The following is a 16,285-nucleotide window of genomic DNA, read 5'->3' as shown; positions in this document are numbered from 1 at the left end:
CACTGAGCAGGCGTCCTCGCGACGCCGTGCCCCACGGTCGGCCTCATGCAGGCTGACCGCGCCTTGATTGCCCGATGCTGCCGAACACCATGCCGAACACCACCCTGCACTCACTCGCTGAACTCGAAAACGCGACCGAATTCCGCGCACGTCACCTGGGCCCTTGCGATGCCGAGCAAGCCCAGATGCTCAACGCGATTGGCGTCGCCTCTCGTCAGGCTCTGATTGACGGCATCGTGCCTGCCAGCATCAAGCGGACCGCGCCCATGGATCTGCCCGCGCCCATCACCGAAGCGCGTGCCCTGTCCGAACTGAAGGCCATCGCTCAGCAAAACAAGCTGATGCGCAACTTCATCGGACAAGGCTACTACGGCACCCTGACGCCGGGCGTCATCCTGCGCAACATCCTCGAGAACCCCGCTTGGTACACCGCGTACACGCCTTACCAGGCTGAAATCTCGCAAGGCCGCATGGAAGCCTTGGTCAACTTCCAGACCATGGTGACCGATCTCACCGGCATGGCCATTGCCAACGCATCCATGCTGGACGAGGCCACCGCAGCGGCGGAAGCCATGACCCTGGCTGCCCGCGGCGGCAAGAGCAAATCGACCCGCTTCGTGGTCTGCCATGACGTGTTGCCTCAAACGCTGGAGGTGATCCAGACGCGTGCGAAGCCTCTTGGCATCACCATCGATCTGGTCCACGCCGCCAACCTGGTGGAACACCTGGCCGCCAACGACTGCTTCGGCGCGTTGCTGCAATACCCTGGCGTGAATGGCCAGATCCGTGACTTGCGTCCGCTGATCGATGCGCTGCACGCCAAGGGTGCCCTGGCCATTGTGGCCGCTGACCTGCTGGCCCTGACCTTGCTGACGCCCCCGGGCGAGCTGGGTGCAGACATCGCCTGCGGCACAACCCAGCGCTTTGGCATGCCCATGGGTAACGGCGGCCCACACGCCGCCTACCTGGCCACCAAAGATGAGTTCAAGCGTTCCATGCCAGGCCGTCTCGTCGGCGTGAGCGTGGACAGCCATGGTGCGCCCGCCTACCGCCTTGCACTGCAAACCCGCGAGCAGCACATCCGCCGCGAAAAGGCCACCTCCAACATCTGTACCGCTCAGGTGCTGCCCGCCGTCATCGCCAGCATGTATGCGGTGTACCACGGCCCTGAAGGCCTGAAGCGCATCGCGCTGCGTGTGGCGAGCTACACCGCCATCCTCGCAGAAGGCCTGAAGGCACTGGGCCGCAAGCTGGTGCATGACACCTACTTCGACACCATCCAGGTTCTGGCAGAAGACCGTGAGGCCGTACTGGCCAAGGCTCGTGCCCTGGGCATGAACCTGCGCGACGCATCGGCCGACAGCATCAGCATCTCGCTCGACGAAACCACCACCCGCAACGACATCATCGACTTGTGGACCGTGCTGGCCGGCGACAAGGCACTGCCTTCCTTCGCAGCGTTCGAGTCTGGCGTTCACTTGGGTCTGCCCGCTGACCTGCGCCGCACCAGCGCTTACCTGACGCACCCGGTGTTCAACACTCACCACAGCGAAACCGAAATGCTGCGCTACATCCGCGCCCTGTCCGACAAGGATCTGGCGCTGGACCGCACCATGATCCCGCTGGGTTCTTGCACCATGAAGCTCAACGCGACCAGCGAGATGATCCCCATCACCTGGCCCGAATTCGCCAACGTGCACCCCTTCGCCCCTCGCGACCAACTCAAGGGCTACGAGCTGCTCAACGAGCAACTGTGCGCCTGGCTGTCGCAAGCCACCGGCTATGCCGGCATCAGCCTGCAACCCAATGCCGGCTCGCAAGGTGAATACGCCGGCTTGCTGATCATCAAGGCCTACCACGAAGGTCGTGGCGAAGGTCATCGCGACATCTGCCTGATCCCCGAATCGGCCCACGGCACCAACCCCGCGTCAGCTCAGATGGTTGGCATGAAGGTGGTTGTGACCAAGTGCGATGCCGATGGCAACGTCGACCTCGACGATCTGAAGGCCAAGTGCGAGCAATACAGTGCCAACCTGGCTGCGGTGATGATCACCTACCCGTCGACCTACGGTGTGTTCGAAACCCGCGTCACTGAACTGTGCAAGCTGGTTCATGCACATGGCGGCCGCGTCTATGTGGACGGTGCCAACATGAACGCCTTGGTCGGCTTGGCCGCCCCCGGTCAATTCGGTGGTGATGTCAGCCACCTCAACCTGCACAAGACCTTCTGCATTCCTCACGGCGGTGGCGGCCCAGGCGTTGGCCCTGTCTGCGTGGTGGAAGACTTGGCCCCCTACTTGCCAGCACACCGCTCGGCTGGCATTGGCGCCGATGTGCAAGTAGGCGCTGTGTCGGCCGCACCGTTGGGCAACGCTGCGGTGCTGCCAATCAGCTGGATGTACATCCGCATGATGGGCGCCGAAGGCCTGAAGGCAGCCACCGAAGTGGCCATCCTCAACGCCAACTACGTGGCCGCCCGACTGGCTGACCACTACGACATCCACTTCAGCGGCGGTAGCCAAGCCATCAAGGGTGGCGGCGTGGCGCACGAGTGCATTCTGGATCTGCGCCCTCTGAAGGACACCAGCGGCGTCTCGGCCGAAGACGTGGCAAAGCGTCTGATCGACTACGGATTCCATGCTCCCACACTGAGCTTCCCCGTAGCCGGCACCCTGATGGTCGAGCCCACCGAAAGCGAATCGCAGTTCGAACTGGATCGCTTCTGTGACGCCATGATCGCGATCCGCGAGGAAATCCGCCAGGTCGAAGAAGGCAAGCTGTCCAAGGAAGACAACCCGTTGAAGCACGCCCCCCACACCGCCGAGTGCCTGCTGAAGTCCGACTGGACCCACGCATATAGCCGCGAAGTGGCCGCCTACCCGGTCGACAGCCTGCGCAAGCAGAAATACTGGTCGCCCGTGGGTCGTGTCGACAACGTTTACGGCGATCGCAACCTGTTCTGCTCGTGCTTGCCCGTGAGCAACTACAACAACTGATCTGTTTCAGATCCGTTCGTCAAAGGCCCCTCCTGAGGGGCCTTTTTCATGCCTGAACGACGCTACCGTTCTCAGACCCGCAAGGCCATCAGGGCCTGATTTCGCAGGGTGCGCAGCAACTTCATGCTCTCGTCGTCGATCACAAACGTTTCACCGTCATCCCGATCCAGGTAGATCATCCCGACCGGTCGCTCCTTGAAGGTCATGGGCAACACAACGAAGCAGTTGGGGCGCCCCACGCGCAGGAAGCCCGGCGGTAAGTGCGACTGAATTTCCGGACGGTTCGCATCGTGGATCAAGGTGTCGGTCCCCCTTGCGCACAGACGGGAGAACAGATCCCGCCCCTGTGCGGGGTCAACCACCCAGGCGGGGCCAACAGAGGTCAACTCATCACCCACCACGTTGGCAATCTGGAATGGCACGTTCGGCCGAGCGGCCAGAAACAGCACCGCACGCCTGGCCCCTAAACCCATGAACATGGCAGACAAGGCTCGCTCAGGCACCACCTTCGCGGCCGACGCATCCAGCAGCGCCTCACTGAGGTGCAAGGCCTCTTCTTGCAGCATGGCGCGATCCACCTGCCCTGGTGCGGGCCGCTCCGCCGACGAACGAGCTTGTGCAGGCAAAGCGCGTGGCAGTGCCCCTTCAGTCCCCTGAGCACCATCGACCGCATCGGCCTCGTGCCAATCCTCCAACTGAGACAAAGGAATGCCCAATGCTTCCGCAATGTCTTCCAGATCCATCCGGGTTCTGGCAAGGGCCTCCCGCAGATCCTTGGCAGCGTGCTTCGTCGCCCTGCCCGCCCTTATGGCCAAGTCCGCGCACACGTCTTCCCATTGCGCTGGCGACATGTAGACCAGCACATCGGCCAACTCATTGGCCAACCATCCCACCCAACGAAGTCGGTCATGCACATCGGCTGGCGGGTGAGCAGGCCAAGCACCACGCATCATCGACAGCCTCAATGCTTCCGGCCAACCCCACTGCTTGCAAATTTGCACACCAATGTCGGCGTACCCCAGGCCGAACCGTTCCTTGGCGGCGAGGTCTTCTTTGGCCCCAAGCGGAGTTTCGTGCCGTCCAACCTGACGGCGAATGGCCAACGCCTCGTCCGGCAAATGTGCTGCCACCAGCATGCGACCCAAATTCTGAAACAGCGCCGTCACGCACGCCTCCTCCAGCAGGCGGGCCTCGTGACACAACTCTCTGGCCAAGCGTGCTGCCAGCAGCGCCCGCAAAAAGTCTTCACGAAGCACGCGACCTCGTCGATCGCTCGGCAACTGCTCCAGCAGTCGCAAGCTCACGGCCAGATTGCGGACGGCATTGAACCCCATCACAGCCACGGCACGAGGCACGTTGACGATGGTTCCGCCTCCGGCGCTCTTGTAGTAAGCCGCGTTGATCAATCTGAGCAGGCGACCCGCGAGGCCGGCATCCTCCGTCACGGCATTCGCCACACATTGCGTACGCGAGGTGTCGTTGCTCAACAGGCTTTGAACACGACGGACCGACGTCCTGATCGCCTCGAAGTCCGGATGCTTGGCGAGTCGTTCTTGTAGACGCACAAAGGCGTCTGACACGGGGTCCTGTGTGGCGGTTTCGGTGCTCATGGATGCTTGAGCCCGAGCAAAAGATCGGACCCGGGCGCAACCTTAGCGCGCGGCCCGCCCCTCCGAGCGAAAACGTAACCAATTGCAACCGCGTTTCGTGAATGAGTCACACGGGACGCATTCAATTCATCCCGTGCACCTTCGTTCTCAGCGCCGCTTGCGCTGACCACCTCGGTTTCCGGACGACTGACCGGAATTCCGAGATCCGGGGCGATTCGTTGCCGCTCGCACCTTTGGCATCCACGGCTCCAACTCTTCTTCCAACACTTCTGGCAAACCATCCAGCATCTCACGATGCACCGGCAACAGTTGCGACCAGCGCGCGCGCAGATCGGCCGCACATGCTCGGAACACTGCGTCGCTGGCCGCCAGCACAATGCGATTCCCACCGCACTCGACTTCCAACGGCAACACCGACTCGCCAAACACCTGCCAGATCCGGCCAATCAGTCGGCTGCATAGCGGCTCGGCGTCCAGCAAATTCACCAACAGCACGCCGTTGTCCTTCAAGGCTGCACGGCAAGCCTTGTAAAACGCCATGGTGGACGTCTCTTCTGGCTGCCCTGCCTCATCAAAGGCATCCACCACGATCACGTCGTATTCAAACGGCAGCGATGCATGGATGAAGGCCGCCCCATCACCGCACACCACCTTGAAGCGGTCACCGTCTGGTGGAAGCAAAAAGGTTTCACGCAACGCGATGACATTGGGGTCCAGCTCCACCACCGTCAGCTTGGACTGCGGAAAGTGATGCAACAGGTGTCGCACCATGGAACCGCCCCCCAAACCCAGCATCAGGATGTGCTGGGGCTTGGGCACGAACATCGTGAACGCCATAGCGACTTGGCTGTAGGCCAGATCCAGCGCCGTCGGATCGTCGGTGTTCATGCGACTTTGAATCAACGCATCGCCGAAGGCCAGCGTCACGGTATCGTCGTCGCGCTCGACGCGCACATCATTCATCGGCGCGTCCATTAGTAAATCAACCGATCCGGACGGATGTCGCGCAAGATGGTGGTGGCGATTTCTTCAATCGACTTGTGCGTGGACGACAACCAAGCAATGCCCTCACGGCGCATCATCGACTCGGCCTGATTCACCTCCAGGCGGCAATTCTGCAGGCTGGCATAGCGGCTACCCGGACGGCGCTCATTGCGAATCTGACTCAAGCGCTCAGGGTCAATGGTCAGCCCGAAGCACTTCTTCTTGTAAGGCTTGAGCATGGTCGGCAAGAAGCCTCGGTCAAAGTCTTCCGGAATCAGGGGCACGTTGGCGGCCTTGATCCCGTGTTGCATGGCCAGATACAGCGACGTGGGCGTCTTGCCGCAACGACTCACGCCCACCAGCACCACGTCCGCCAATTCCAGATTGCGGGAAGATTGACCGTCGTCGTGTTCCAACGCGAAATTGATCGCTTCGATGCGATCGTTGTACTCCCGGTCCACGCTGGGATCACTGAAGCGCCCCACCCGGTGGTTCGACTTCATGTTGAACTCTTCTTCCAGCGGCGCCACGAAGGTCTGGATCACATCAAAAACTCGCCCTTGGCATGTTTTCAAGATTTCCAGCACATCGTCGTTGGCCATGGTGATGAACACCACCGGCCGCTTGCCCTCGCGCACACCGGTCGAGTTGATTTCCCGCACGACTTGGTGTGCCTTGTCGACCGTATCGATAAACGGACGTCGGACATGCCGCGGTTTGATGGCGAACTGCGCCAGGATGGAGTTACCCATGGTTTCGGCGGTGATGCCGGTGCCATCAGAGATGAAGAAGACGGTACGGTCTGACATGTCGAGCGAACTGGCTGCGCGGATGACGGTGATATGACACGAGGTCACCCGCGTGTGAGTCCGGGAAATTGAATGACGGGAATCAAGATCATAGGCCTGACCCTACAATGCATTCAATCGAGTTCGATCCTCGCCACAGCAAAGGCCCCAAACAAATCCAACAGGCCACCGCGATCGGCTGAGCCGAGCTCACCCCATTTTTTTATCATCCTGGAGCTTTTGTATGACTGATCGCTTTGAGCCGACCGCCCTGGTCGTCCCATTCGAGCAACTTCGCATGTCCGACGTTGAAGTCGTCGGTGGCAAGAACGCCTCGCTGGGCGAAATGATCTCCCAACTGCCCAACGGCGTCCGCGTACCAACGGGCTTTGCCACCACGGCCCACGCTTTCCGCGAATTTCTGAAGCACGACGACCTGACCGAACGCATCAGCCAGCGTCTGGCCACGCTGGACACCGAAGACGTGCGCGCCCTGGCCGCCGCCGGTGCCGAAATCCGCGGCTGGGTCGAAGCCCAGCCCTTCCCCGCCGACCTCGAGCAAGCCATCCGCACGGCTTACGCCCAACTGGCCGGCGACAACCCCAACGCCTCGTTCGCCGTTCGCTCGTCGGCCACGGCTGAAGACTTGCCCGACGCGTCGTTCGCAGGTCAACAAGAAACCTTCCTGAACGTCGTCGGCATCGAAGACATCCTGCACAAAATGAAGGAAGTCTTCGCATCGCTGTACAACGATCGCGCCATTTCCTACCGCGTGCACAAGGGCTTTGCCCACGACGTGGTGGCCCTGTCGGCTGGCGTGCAACGCATGGTCCGCTCCGACCTGGGCGCTGCCGGTGTGATGTTCACCATCGACACCGAGTCAGGCTTCTCCGACGTCGTCTTCATCACCTCCAGCTATGGCTTGGGTGAAACCGTGGTCCAAGGCGCCGTCAACCCCGACGAGTTCTACGTCCACAAGCCCGCACTGAAGGCTGACAAGAAAGCCGTCATCCGTCGCAACCTGGGCTCCAAGCTCATCAAGATGGAGTTCGCCTCTGCTGAAGAGAAGGCCGCCACCGGCAAGCTGGTGCGCACCGTCGACACCACTGTCGAGGCCCGCAACCGCTACAGCCTGACCAATGAAGACGTGACCGAACTGGCACGTTACGCCGTGATCATCGAGGAGCACTACGGCCGCCCGATGGACATCGAGTGGGGCAAAGACGGCACCGACGGCAAGCTCTACATCCTGCAAGCCCGTCCTGAGACGGTGAAGAGCCAGCAGCAAGGCAAGGCCGAGCAGCGCTACAAACTCAAGGGCACGGGCACCGTGCTGGCTGAAGGCCGCGCCATCGGTCAGAAGATCGGCACCGGCCCCGTGCGCATCGTGCACTCGATCACCGAGATGGACTCCGTTCAACCCGGCGACATCCTGGTCACCGACATGACCGATCCCAACTGGGAGCCAGTGATGAAGCGCGCCAGCGCCATCGTCACCAACCGCGGCGGTCGTACCTGTCACGCTGCCATCATTGCGCGTGAACTGGGTATCCCGGCCGTGGTCGGCTGCGGCAACGCCACCGAGCGCCTGACCGACGGCACGCTGGTGACCGTGGCCTGCTCCGAAGGCGACACCGGCTACATCTACGAAGGTCTGCTCGAAACCGAAGTCACCGAAGTGACCCGTGGTGCCATGCCCGAAATCGGGCTGAAGATCATGATGAACGTCGGCAACCCCCAACTGGCGTTCGACTTTGCCCAAATGCCCAACAGCGGCGTGGGTCTGGCTCGCCTCGAGTTCATCATCAACAACAACATCGGCGTCCACCCCAAGGCGATTCTTGACTACCCGAACATCGACAACGACCTGAAAAAGGCCGTCGAGTCGGTGGCACGCGGTCACGCATCACCCCGCGCTTTCTACGTCGACAAGCTGGCTGAAGGCATTGCCACGATTGGCGCCGCGTTCTGGCCCAAGCCCGTGATCGTGCGCCTGTCCGACTTCAAGTCCAACGAGTACAAGAAGCTGATCGGCGGTTCGCGCTACGAGCCCGAAGAAGAAAACCCGATGTTGGGCTTCCGTGGTGCGTCGCGCTACATCTCCCAAGAATTTGGCGAGGCTTTCGCCATGGAATGTGAAGCGCTCAAGCGCGTTCGCAATGACATGGGCCTGACCAACGTCGAAATCATGGTGCCCTTCGTGCGCACCCTGAAGCAAGCCGAGCGCGTCACCAACATGCTGGCAGACCACGGTCTGGTGCGTGCAGCCAAGGGCGGTACCGACGGCCTGCGCGTCATCATGATGTGCGAAGTGCCCTCCAACGCCATCCTGGCCGACCAGTTCCTGGAGTTCTTCGACGGCATGTCCATCGGCTCCAACGACCTGACACAGTTGACCCTGGGTCTGGACCGCGACTCCGGCCTGGAGTTGCTGGCTGCCGACTTCGATGAACGCGATCCGGCCGTGAAGGCCATGATCTCGCGCGCCATTGCCGCGTGCCGCGCACAAGGCAAGTACGTCGGCATTTGCGGTCAAGGCCCGTCCGATCACCCGGACTTCGCCGAATGGCTGGCTGACGAAGGCATCGCGTCGATCTCTCTGAACCCCGATACCGTGGTGGACACCTGGCAGCGTCTGGCCGCTCGGTAATCCTTCCTCGTAAAAAGAGGCTGAGCGCCGCCCACGGGCGGCGTTTTCACTGCTACAATCACGGGTTTTCCGAATGTTGCCCTTCTTGGGCAGCCCTTGCCGTCTGCGGGTTTGACGCTTCGCGACGGCTTCCATCAACTGGAATCCACAAGGAGTTTCCATGCGTCACTACGAAATCGTCGTGCTGATCCACCCGGATCAAAGCGAACAAGTTCCAGCCATGCTGGAGCGTTACAAGACCCTGATCACCTCCAACGGTGGCCAGGTGCACCGCGTTGAAGACTGGGGCCGCCGTCAACTGGCTTACCAGATCAACAAGCTGGCCAAGGCTCACTACCTGTGCCTGAACATCGAAACCAGCAAGGAAGTCCTGGCTGAGCTCGAAACCGGCTTCAAGTTCAACGACGCCGTGCTGCGTCACCTGACCGTGCAGAAGGACAAGGCTGAGACCACTCCTTCCGTGATGATGAAGCAAGTTGAGCGTGAAGAGGCCCGTAAGGCCCAGCAGGAGCAAGCTGCTGCCTGATTGATGCCGCAAGGCATTCTCAGGCGCTGCCTCCCGTCGTTCGTGAACCGCGATGAATCGCGTCCAGCTTTCAGCCCGGATCATCGAACGCAAATCGATGCGTTACACCCCTGCCGGCGTTCCGGCCCTCGACTTGGTGCTTGAGCACGAGTCAACGGTCACGGAAGCCCAGCAAGCCCGCAAGGTCAAGCTGGATATCAAGGCAGTTGCACTGGGCCCTGTGGCCGAGCAACTGAATCGGCAAGACACCGGCACCACCTTCGGGTTGGTCGGTTTTCTGGGGGCCACTCGCACCGGTCGAGGTCTGCTGCTGCACATCACCGAACTCAACGACATCGTTTAAACACATCCAATCGGATACTGAGAGGTCATCATGGCTGCTCCACGCTCCAAGAACGGCAAGTTCTCCAAAGACCGCAAGGGCAAGCGCAACACGCAATCCCTGCTGTTCCGCCGCAAGCGCTTCTGCCGCTTCACCGTCGCCAACGTCGAACAAATCGACTACAAGGACGTTGATACCCTGCGCGACTTCATCGCTGAAAACGGCAAGATCATCCCCGCACGCCTGACCGGCACCCGCGCGATCTACCAACGTCAGCTGACCACCGCCATCAAGCGCGCTCGCTTCCTGGCCCTGCTGCCTTACAGCGACCAACATCGCGTCTAAGGAGTAACCGACATGCAAATCATCCTCCTCGAAAAAGTCGCCAACCTGGGCAACCTGGGTGATGTGGTCAAGGTGAAGGACGGCTACGCCCGTAACTTCCTGATCCCGACCGGCCGCGCTCGTCGCGCCACCGAAAAGGCTGTGGCCGAGTTCGAAGCTCGCCGCGCTGAACTGGAAAAGGCTCAAGCTGAGAAGCTGGCCGCTGCTCAAGCCACCGGCGACAAGCTGAACGGCAAGACCGTTTCCGTGACTCAGAAGGCTGGCGTTGACGGCCGTCTGTTCGGTTCCGTGACCAACTACGACATCGCTGAAGCCCTGAAGGCTGCCGGCTTTGAAGTGGCCAAGCATCAAGTTCGTCTGCCTAACGGCCCTCTGAAGACCACTGGCGAACACGCTGTGTCCGTGTCCCTGCACACCGACGTGGTCGTGGACGTGACCGTTGCCGTCGTTGGCGAAACCGCCTAAGGTTTCCCCACAGGCGCGATCCCACCATCGCCCTTGAGCCAGCTCTCGCAGCTGGCTCACAAGCAAAGCCGGCACCTCGTGTCGGCTTTGTCGTTTCTGGCACGAATGGACTTTCTCTGCACCTATCATTGAGCCATGGCTGCAACCTTCCCAACCCCGTTCTCTTCCTCTGGCAACACCGATGCCATCTCGTCTGACGAGATTGCCAAACTCCGTGTCCCGCCCCACTCCATCGAGGCCGAGCAAAGCGTTCTCGGGGGCTTGCTGTTGGATAACAGCGCATGGGACCGTGCGGCAGACTTGCTCAACGATGGCGACTTCTATCGCCACGAGCACCAACTCATCTTCCTGGCCATTCAAGGCCTGATCAGCCAATCCAAACCCGCTGACGTCATCACGGTGTACGAGCACCTGCAAATGCAGGGCAAGGGCGCCGAAGTGGGCGGACTGGCCTATCTCAATGCGCTCGCCCAGTCCGTGCCCAGCGCGGCCAACATGCGCCGCTACGCTGAAATCGTGCGTGAGCGTGCCGTGCTGCGCAAGCTGGTGACCGCCAGCGACGAAATCGCGACCAACGCCTTCAACCCCAACGGCAAGTCGGTGTCCGACATCCTCGACGAAGCCGAAGCCCGCATCATGAAGATCGGGGAAGAAGGTAGCCGCAACAAGCAAGGCTTCTTCTCGATGGATGGTCTGGTGGTGGACCTGCTGGATCGCGTCACCGAACTGGCTGACAACGGTGCCGAAGACGTCACCGGCGTGCGCACCGGCTTCATCGACATGGACAAGATGACGGCTGGCCTGCAAAAAGGCGACCTCATCATTCTGGCTGCCCGCCCTTCCATGGGGAAGACAGCGTTTGCACTGAACATTGGCGAAAACGTGGCAGTCAACGAGGGCTTGCCGGTCGCTGTGTTTTCGATGGAAATGGGCGCCTCCCAACTCGCATTGCGGATGGTCGGCTCGATCGGCCGCATCAACCAGCAAAACCTGCGTACTGGTCGCTTGACCGATGACGAGTGGAGCCGTCTGAGCGAAACCGTCGAGAAGCTGCGCACCGCCAACGTCTTCATCGACGAAACGCCCGGCTTGTCCCCCAACGAACTGCGGGCGCGCGCGCGCCGACTGGCACGCCAGTTCGGCGGCACCTTGGGCCTGATCATCATCGACTACCTGCAGTTGATGAGCGGCTCGGGTGGCAACGAAGAAAACCGTGCCACCGTGATCGGTGAAATTTCCCGGGGCTTGAAGGCGTTGGCCAAGGAACTGCAATGTCCCGTCATCGCCTTGTCGCAGTTGAACCGGTCGGTGGAAACACGCCCGGACAAGCGCCCCATGATGTCTGACTTGCGGGAATCCGGCGCCATTGAGCAGGATGCCGACGTCATCATGTTCATCTACCGCGACGAGTACTACAACAAGGAATCGAAGGTTCCGGGCACCGCCGAAATCATCATCGGCAAGCAGCGTAACGGCCCCGTGGGTAGCCTGCACCTGGCCTTCCTGAAATCGAACACACGTTTCGAAAACCTGGCGCCTGGCACCTACATCGGCGAAGGCGATCAGTACTGAAACCAGCCACCCACGCACCACGAGGGGCCAAGTTGGGCCCCTTCACTTTTACAGGCCGTGACGCGCCAGCCAGGCACGCAACTGCGTTCCTGGCAAGGCACCCGAGATGCGATCCACTTCCTTTCCACCTTTGAACAGGGCCAAGGTAGGAATGCTGCGGATCTGATGCCGGGTGGCCGCACCCGGGTTGACTTCCGTGTCCAGCTTGGCAAAACGCACCCGGGCAGCGTATTCGGCGGCCCCTTGCGCAAACACAGGCGCAAAGCTCCGACAAGGGCCGCACCATGGCGCCCAGAAGTCCACCAAAACCGGCAACTGGTTGCGACCGACAAACCGATCAAAGGTGGCGTCAGTCAAGTTGACCGGGGCGGCAGGCAACAGCGTCTGATGGCAATGACCACATTGGGGGCCTTCCGCCAGCCGGTCTGAGGGTACGCGATTCAAGCCTGCACAGTGCGGGCACACCAGTTCGAGTGCATTCGACATCACAACTCCTTGGAGACTAATACCCCACATGGTATCAACACACCAAAAAACAAGCCCGCCAGACGAGCGTCTTGGCGGGCTTGCAGGCTGAGACAGAGGGATCAGCAGGTGTCAGTCGTCGCTACCACCAAAAGCCGTCAGCAGTTGCAGCAAGGAGGTGAACACGTTGTACACATCCAGATAGATGGCCAAGGTCGCCACCACGTAATTGGTCTCACCACCATCGATCACACGCTTGAGGTCGTACAGGATGAAGGCCGAAAAGATCACCACGGCCAAGGCAGAGATGGTCAAGGCCAGTGCCGTCATGTGCAGCCAGATGTTGGCCACTGCGGCCAGCACAATCACCAGCGCGCCCACAAACAGCCACTTGCCCATGCTGGACAGGTCGCGCTTGATGGTGGATGCCAGCGTCGCCATGGCGCCGAATACCACCGCTGTTCCACCGAAGGCTGTGGCAATCAGCGAAGCACCGTTGGACAGACCCAGCACAGCCCCCAACATGCGGGACAGCATCAAGCCCATGAAGAACGTGAAGCCCAGCAACAGCAACACGCCGACGCCCGAATTCTTGAACTTTTCAATGCCGAAGAAGAAGGCAAACGAAATACCCATGAACAGCGCAAAGCCGAGCATGGGACTCCCGGCAAAGAAGCTGAAGCCCATCGAAACACCCAGCCACGCGCCCAGCACCGTGGGCACCATGGAGAGCGCCAACAGCGCATAGGTGTTGCGCAACACGCGCTGACGGGCGCTGCTGTCCAGCACCGTGCCGTAAACAACATCCAAAGGTTTCATCGAACGATCCATGATCTTCACGCTCCAATCAGTGTGATGGCTGGTTTGATCCCGCCATCATAGTCAGGTTCCACTGCCACGCGCGCCTCACAGGCGACGACGCATCGATTCATACAGACACACAGCCGCCGCGGCTGCCACGTTCAGGGACTCTTCTCCCCCCGGCTGAGGAATGCCCACGGCCATGGCACAACGGGCCATGATCACCTCACCGACACCCTGCCCTTCGTGCCCCATCACCCAGGCGCATGGGTCAGGCAAAGCGGCTGAATGCAACATTTGGTCGGTGTGCGAACTGGTTGCAACCAAGGGCACCGCCAGCACATCCAGATCCGTGGCCGCCACCTGCTCGACCAAGTGTAAGGCGAAATGTGCGCCCATCCCTGCACGCAAAACCTTCGGTGACCACAGCCCAGCCGTCCCCTTGAGGGCCACCACCTGCGCCACACCCATGGCAGAGGCACTGCGCAAGATGCTGCCCACATTACCAGCGTCTTGCACCCGATCCAGAACCACGGTGCGCACGCCAGACAGCAACCGCGACGACTCCTGCTCTGCCGCTGGACAGGCCAGCAGGAAACCCAGCTTCGCTGGCGACTCCAGCCCCGTGAACGTCTTCCAGAGCGACTCGGGCACCACGACGACCTTGTCGGCTTGTCGAGCCAAACCACTCAGCCGGCGCGCCATCACATCGTCGCCAGACGCCTGACCATGCTCACCCAACCACGCCGTATCCGTGATCACGGCCTGCCCAACCTGAACACCGCGCGACAGGCACGCCTCGCAGAGATGGTCGCCCTCCAGCCAGACCTCGCCTTGCTTGCGGTAGGCAACCGGGTCTTGCCCCAGGCGACGCAAGCGCTGGACCAGCGGGTTGTCGCGCGACGTGACCAGCTGCGTGACCCGCACACGGGACGGACGCTGCTCAATGGTTTCACTCATGATTCAATTCTGTGATTCAAGAACGGCCTTGACCGGACCAAAACTGCGACGGTGCGCAGGCGTGGCGCCATGTTCGCGCAAGGCAGCCAGATGCACGGCCGTCGGATAGCCTTTGTGCACGTCAAAACCGTAGGCAGGATACGTGTCGTGCATGACCTCGCACAAGCGGTCACGATGCACCTTGGCAAGAATCGATGCGGCAGAAATGGCCTGCACCTTGGCATCCCCGCCCACCACAGCCTGCACCGGAATGCTCAACTGAGGTGTCCGGTTGCCATCCACTTGCACGCGGGCGGGCCGAAGGCGCAAGCCCTCCACCGCTCGCCGCATGGCCAGCATGGTGGCATGCAGGATGTTGAGTTCGTCGATCTCTTCGACCGTGGCCTCGGCAATGCTGAAGCACAGCGCTTTGGCGCGAATCTCGTCAAACAAGAGGTCACGCTTGCGGGCGGTCAGCTTTTTCGAGTCATTGAGCCCCTGGATGGGATTCAGATCATCCAGGATGACCGCAGCAGCCACGACAGGCCCCGCCAGCGGGCCACGTCCGGCCTCGTCCACGCCGGCCAACAAGCCGACATCGTCACCAGGCCACAGCAAGTCCAATTGCTCTGGCGGGCGGGTGTCGCTCACCTTAACGCGCTTCAAGGACTTGTGCGATGGCATGGCTCGCGGCGCGTGCAGTGTCGCGCTTCAACAGATGATGAAGTTCCATAAAACGCTCCTGCACCGAATGCGCCCGAGCGGGGTCATCCAGCCAGGCCAGCACATCAGCGGCCAGTTGGGCGGGATTGGCATCGTCCTGCAACCTTTCGGGCACTGCAAAATCCCGCAACAGGATGTTGGGTAGACCCACCCAAGGCAAATACGCCATGTGCTTCATGATGTGCCAACTCAGCGTGCTGATGCGGTAGGCAATCACCATGGGACGCTTGAACAACGCAGCCTCCAGGGTGGCAGTCCCACTGGCAATCAGTGTGACGTCGCAGGCGGCCAAAGCCTCGTGCGATTGCCCATCCAGCAATGTCAGCGGAGCATCCGGCGCGTGCTCCCGCACCATGGGCTCAATCAGCTCGCGCAAGCCGGGTACAACCGGCAGCACAAACCGCAGATCGGTGCGCTGTTTGGCCAGCAAAGCCACAGTCTGCAAGAACGTGGGCGTGATGTGCTGGATTTCGCCGCGACGACTGCCCGGCAGCACCGCCACCAGCGGCACCGCATCGTCAAAGCCAAGCTTATGACGCGCCTGCGCACGCGGCACCTCCAGCGGAATGGTGTCCGCCAATGGGTGCCCCACAAACGTCGCATCAATGCCTTTAGCGTGATACAGCTCCGGCTCAAACGGAAACAGGCACAACATGTGGTCCACCGACTGGTGGATCTTGTTGATGCGGCCACCCCGCCAGGCCCAGATGGATGGGCTGACGAAATGCACAGTCTTGATGCCAGCGGACTTCAGGCGGGCTTCCAGGCCCAGGTTGAAGTCCGGGGCGTCGACCCCCACAAACACGTCAGGGCGGTCCTGCAACAGCCGGTCGCCCAGGTGCTTGCGGATCATCCAGATTTCGCGAAACCGGCGCAGCACTTCCATGTTGAAGCCATGCACGGACAGCTTTTCATAGGGCCACCAGGCCTCAAAGCCATGCACAGCCATGCGCGGCCCGCCGATCCCTGCCGAAGACAAGCCTGGCCAACGCTGGCACAGTCCCCCCAACAGCAAACCGGCCAGCAAGTCGCCAGACGTCTCACCGGCCACCATGGCCACACGGGGAGCCGAGCCCCCGAGGGCGCTCATGCTCGTCTC

15 protein-coding genes are annotated in these 16,285 nt (G+C 61.2%); 7 read left to right on the top strand and 8 right to left on the bottom strand.

All coding sequences use genetic code 11. The features are described 5' to 3' along the window. Positions 1–89 precede the first annotated feature (89 nt). Entirely contained in the window at positions 90–2,996 is a 2,907-nt protein-coding gene (gcvP, locus tag ACOYNB_RS07455) for an aminomethyl-transferring glycine dehydrogenase (RefSeq protein WP_422838477.1), read from the top strand. A 71-nt stretch (positions 2,997–3,067) separates the two neighbouring features. Here gcvP and ACOYNB_RS07450 read toward each other — a convergent pair whose 3' ends face one another. The 3 genes from ACOYNB_RS07450 to ppsR form a co-directional block, all read right to left on the bottom strand. Continuing rightward, the gene (locus ACOYNB_RS07450; RefSeq protein WP_422838476.1) at positions 3,068–4,606 is read right to left on the bottom strand and encodes an HDOD domain-containing protein; all 1,539 of its coding nucleotides are present in this window, start codon (positions 4,604–4,606) and stop codon (positions 3,068–3,070) included. Positions 4,607–4,753: 147 nt separating this feature from the next. Then, positions 4,754–5,569, bottom strand: a complete 816-nt coding sequence (locus ACOYNB_RS07445; protein WP_422838475.1) for a fused MFS/spermidine synthase — start codon at positions 5,567–5,569, stop codon at positions 4,754–4,756. Between the two features lie 11 nt (positions 5,570–5,580). Next, a complete protein-coding gene (gene ppsR, locus ACOYNB_RS07440) occupies positions 5,581–6,399 on the bottom strand; it encodes a posphoenolpyruvate synthetase regulatory kinase/phosphorylase PpsR (protein ID WP_374258221.1) in 819 nt (272 codons plus the stop codon). A 223-nt stretch (positions 6,400–6,622) separates the two neighbouring features. Between ppsR and ppsA the strand changes: the two genes are divergently transcribed. From ppsA to dnaB, 6 genes are all read left to right on the top strand, one after another. Beyond that, positions 6,623–9,028 (top strand): phosphoenolpyruvate synthase, encoded by a 2,406-nt coding sequence (ppsA, locus tag ACOYNB_RS07435; protein WP_422838474.1) that lies wholly within the window; start codon positions 6,623–6,625, stop codon positions 9,026–9,028. 160 nt (positions 9,029–9,188) lie between these two features. Continuing rightward, positions 9,189–9,554, top strand: coding sequence for a 30S ribosomal protein S6 (rpsF, locus tag ACOYNB_RS07430; protein ID WP_422838473.1), 366 nt, complete (start codon positions 9,189–9,191; stop codon positions 9,552–9,554). Positions 9,555–9,606: 52 nt separating this feature from the next. Beyond that, complete coding sequence (gene priB / locus ACOYNB_RS07425; protein ID WP_422838472.1) at positions 9,607–9,897, top strand: primosomal replication protein N; 291 nt, start codon at positions 9,607–9,609, stop codon at positions 9,895–9,897. Between the two features lie 30 nt (positions 9,898–9,927). Continuing rightward, positions 9,928–10,221 (top strand): 30S ribosomal protein S18, encoded by a 294-nt coding sequence (gene rpsR, locus ACOYNB_RS07420; protein WP_035034561.1) that lies wholly within the window; start codon positions 9,928–9,930, stop codon positions 10,219–10,221. 12 nt (positions 10,222–10,233) lie between these two features. Next, positions 10,234–10,686 (top strand): 50S ribosomal protein L9, encoded by a 453-nt coding sequence (rplI, locus tag ACOYNB_RS07415; RefSeq protein ID WP_422838471.1) that lies wholly within the window; start codon positions 10,234–10,236, stop codon positions 10,684–10,686. Between the two features lie 135 nt (positions 10,687–10,821). Then, entirely contained in the window at positions 10,822–12,258 is a 1,437-nt protein-coding gene (gene dnaB, locus ACOYNB_RS07410; protein ID WP_422838470.1) for a replicative DNA helicase, read from the top strand. 48 nt (positions 12,259–12,306) lie between these two features. On the opposite strand, the gene trxC is transcribed toward dnaB, so the two are convergent. The 5 genes from trxC to lpxB form a co-directional block, all read right to left on the bottom strand. Next, positions 12,307–12,744, bottom strand: a complete 438-nt coding sequence (gene trxC, locus ACOYNB_RS07405) for a thioredoxin TrxC (RefSeq protein WP_422838469.1) — start codon at positions 12,742–12,744, stop codon at positions 12,307–12,309. Between the two features lie 111 nt (positions 12,745–12,855). Next, on the bottom strand, positions 12,856–13,542 hold the full coding sequence (locus ACOYNB_RS07400) for a Bax inhibitor-1/YccA family protein (protein ID WP_422838468.1): 687 nt from the start codon (positions 13,540–13,542) through the stop codon (positions 12,856–12,858). Between the two features lie 87 nt (positions 13,543–13,629). Beyond that, positions 13,630–14,484, bottom strand: a complete 855-nt coding sequence (locus tag ACOYNB_RS07395) for a TrmH family RNA methyltransferase (RefSeq protein ID WP_422838467.1) — start codon at positions 14,482–14,484, stop codon at positions 13,630–13,632. Between the two features lie 3 nt (positions 14,485–14,487). Then, positions 14,488–15,147 (bottom strand): ribonuclease HII, encoded by a 660-nt coding sequence (rnhB, locus tag ACOYNB_RS07390; protein ID WP_422838466.1) that lies wholly within the window; start codon positions 15,145–15,147, stop codon positions 14,488–14,490. Next, a complete protein-coding gene (gene lpxB, locus ACOYNB_RS07385; protein ID WP_422838465.1) occupies positions 15,116–16,276 on the bottom strand; it encodes a lipid-A-disaccharide synthase in 1,161 nt (386 codons plus the stop codon). The genes rnhB and lpxB overlap by 32 nt, the downstream gene beginning before the upstream one ends. Positions 16,277–16,285 lie beyond the last annotated feature (9 nt).

The organism is Aquabacterium sp. (assembly GCF_049317225.1).
Lineage (GTDB): Bacteria > Pseudomonadota > Gammaproteobacteria > Burkholderiales > Burkholderiaceae_C > Aquabacterium.
The sequence above is the reverse complement of the archived record's forward strand: the minus strand, read 5'-3'. Positions and strand labels throughout refer to the sequence as shown.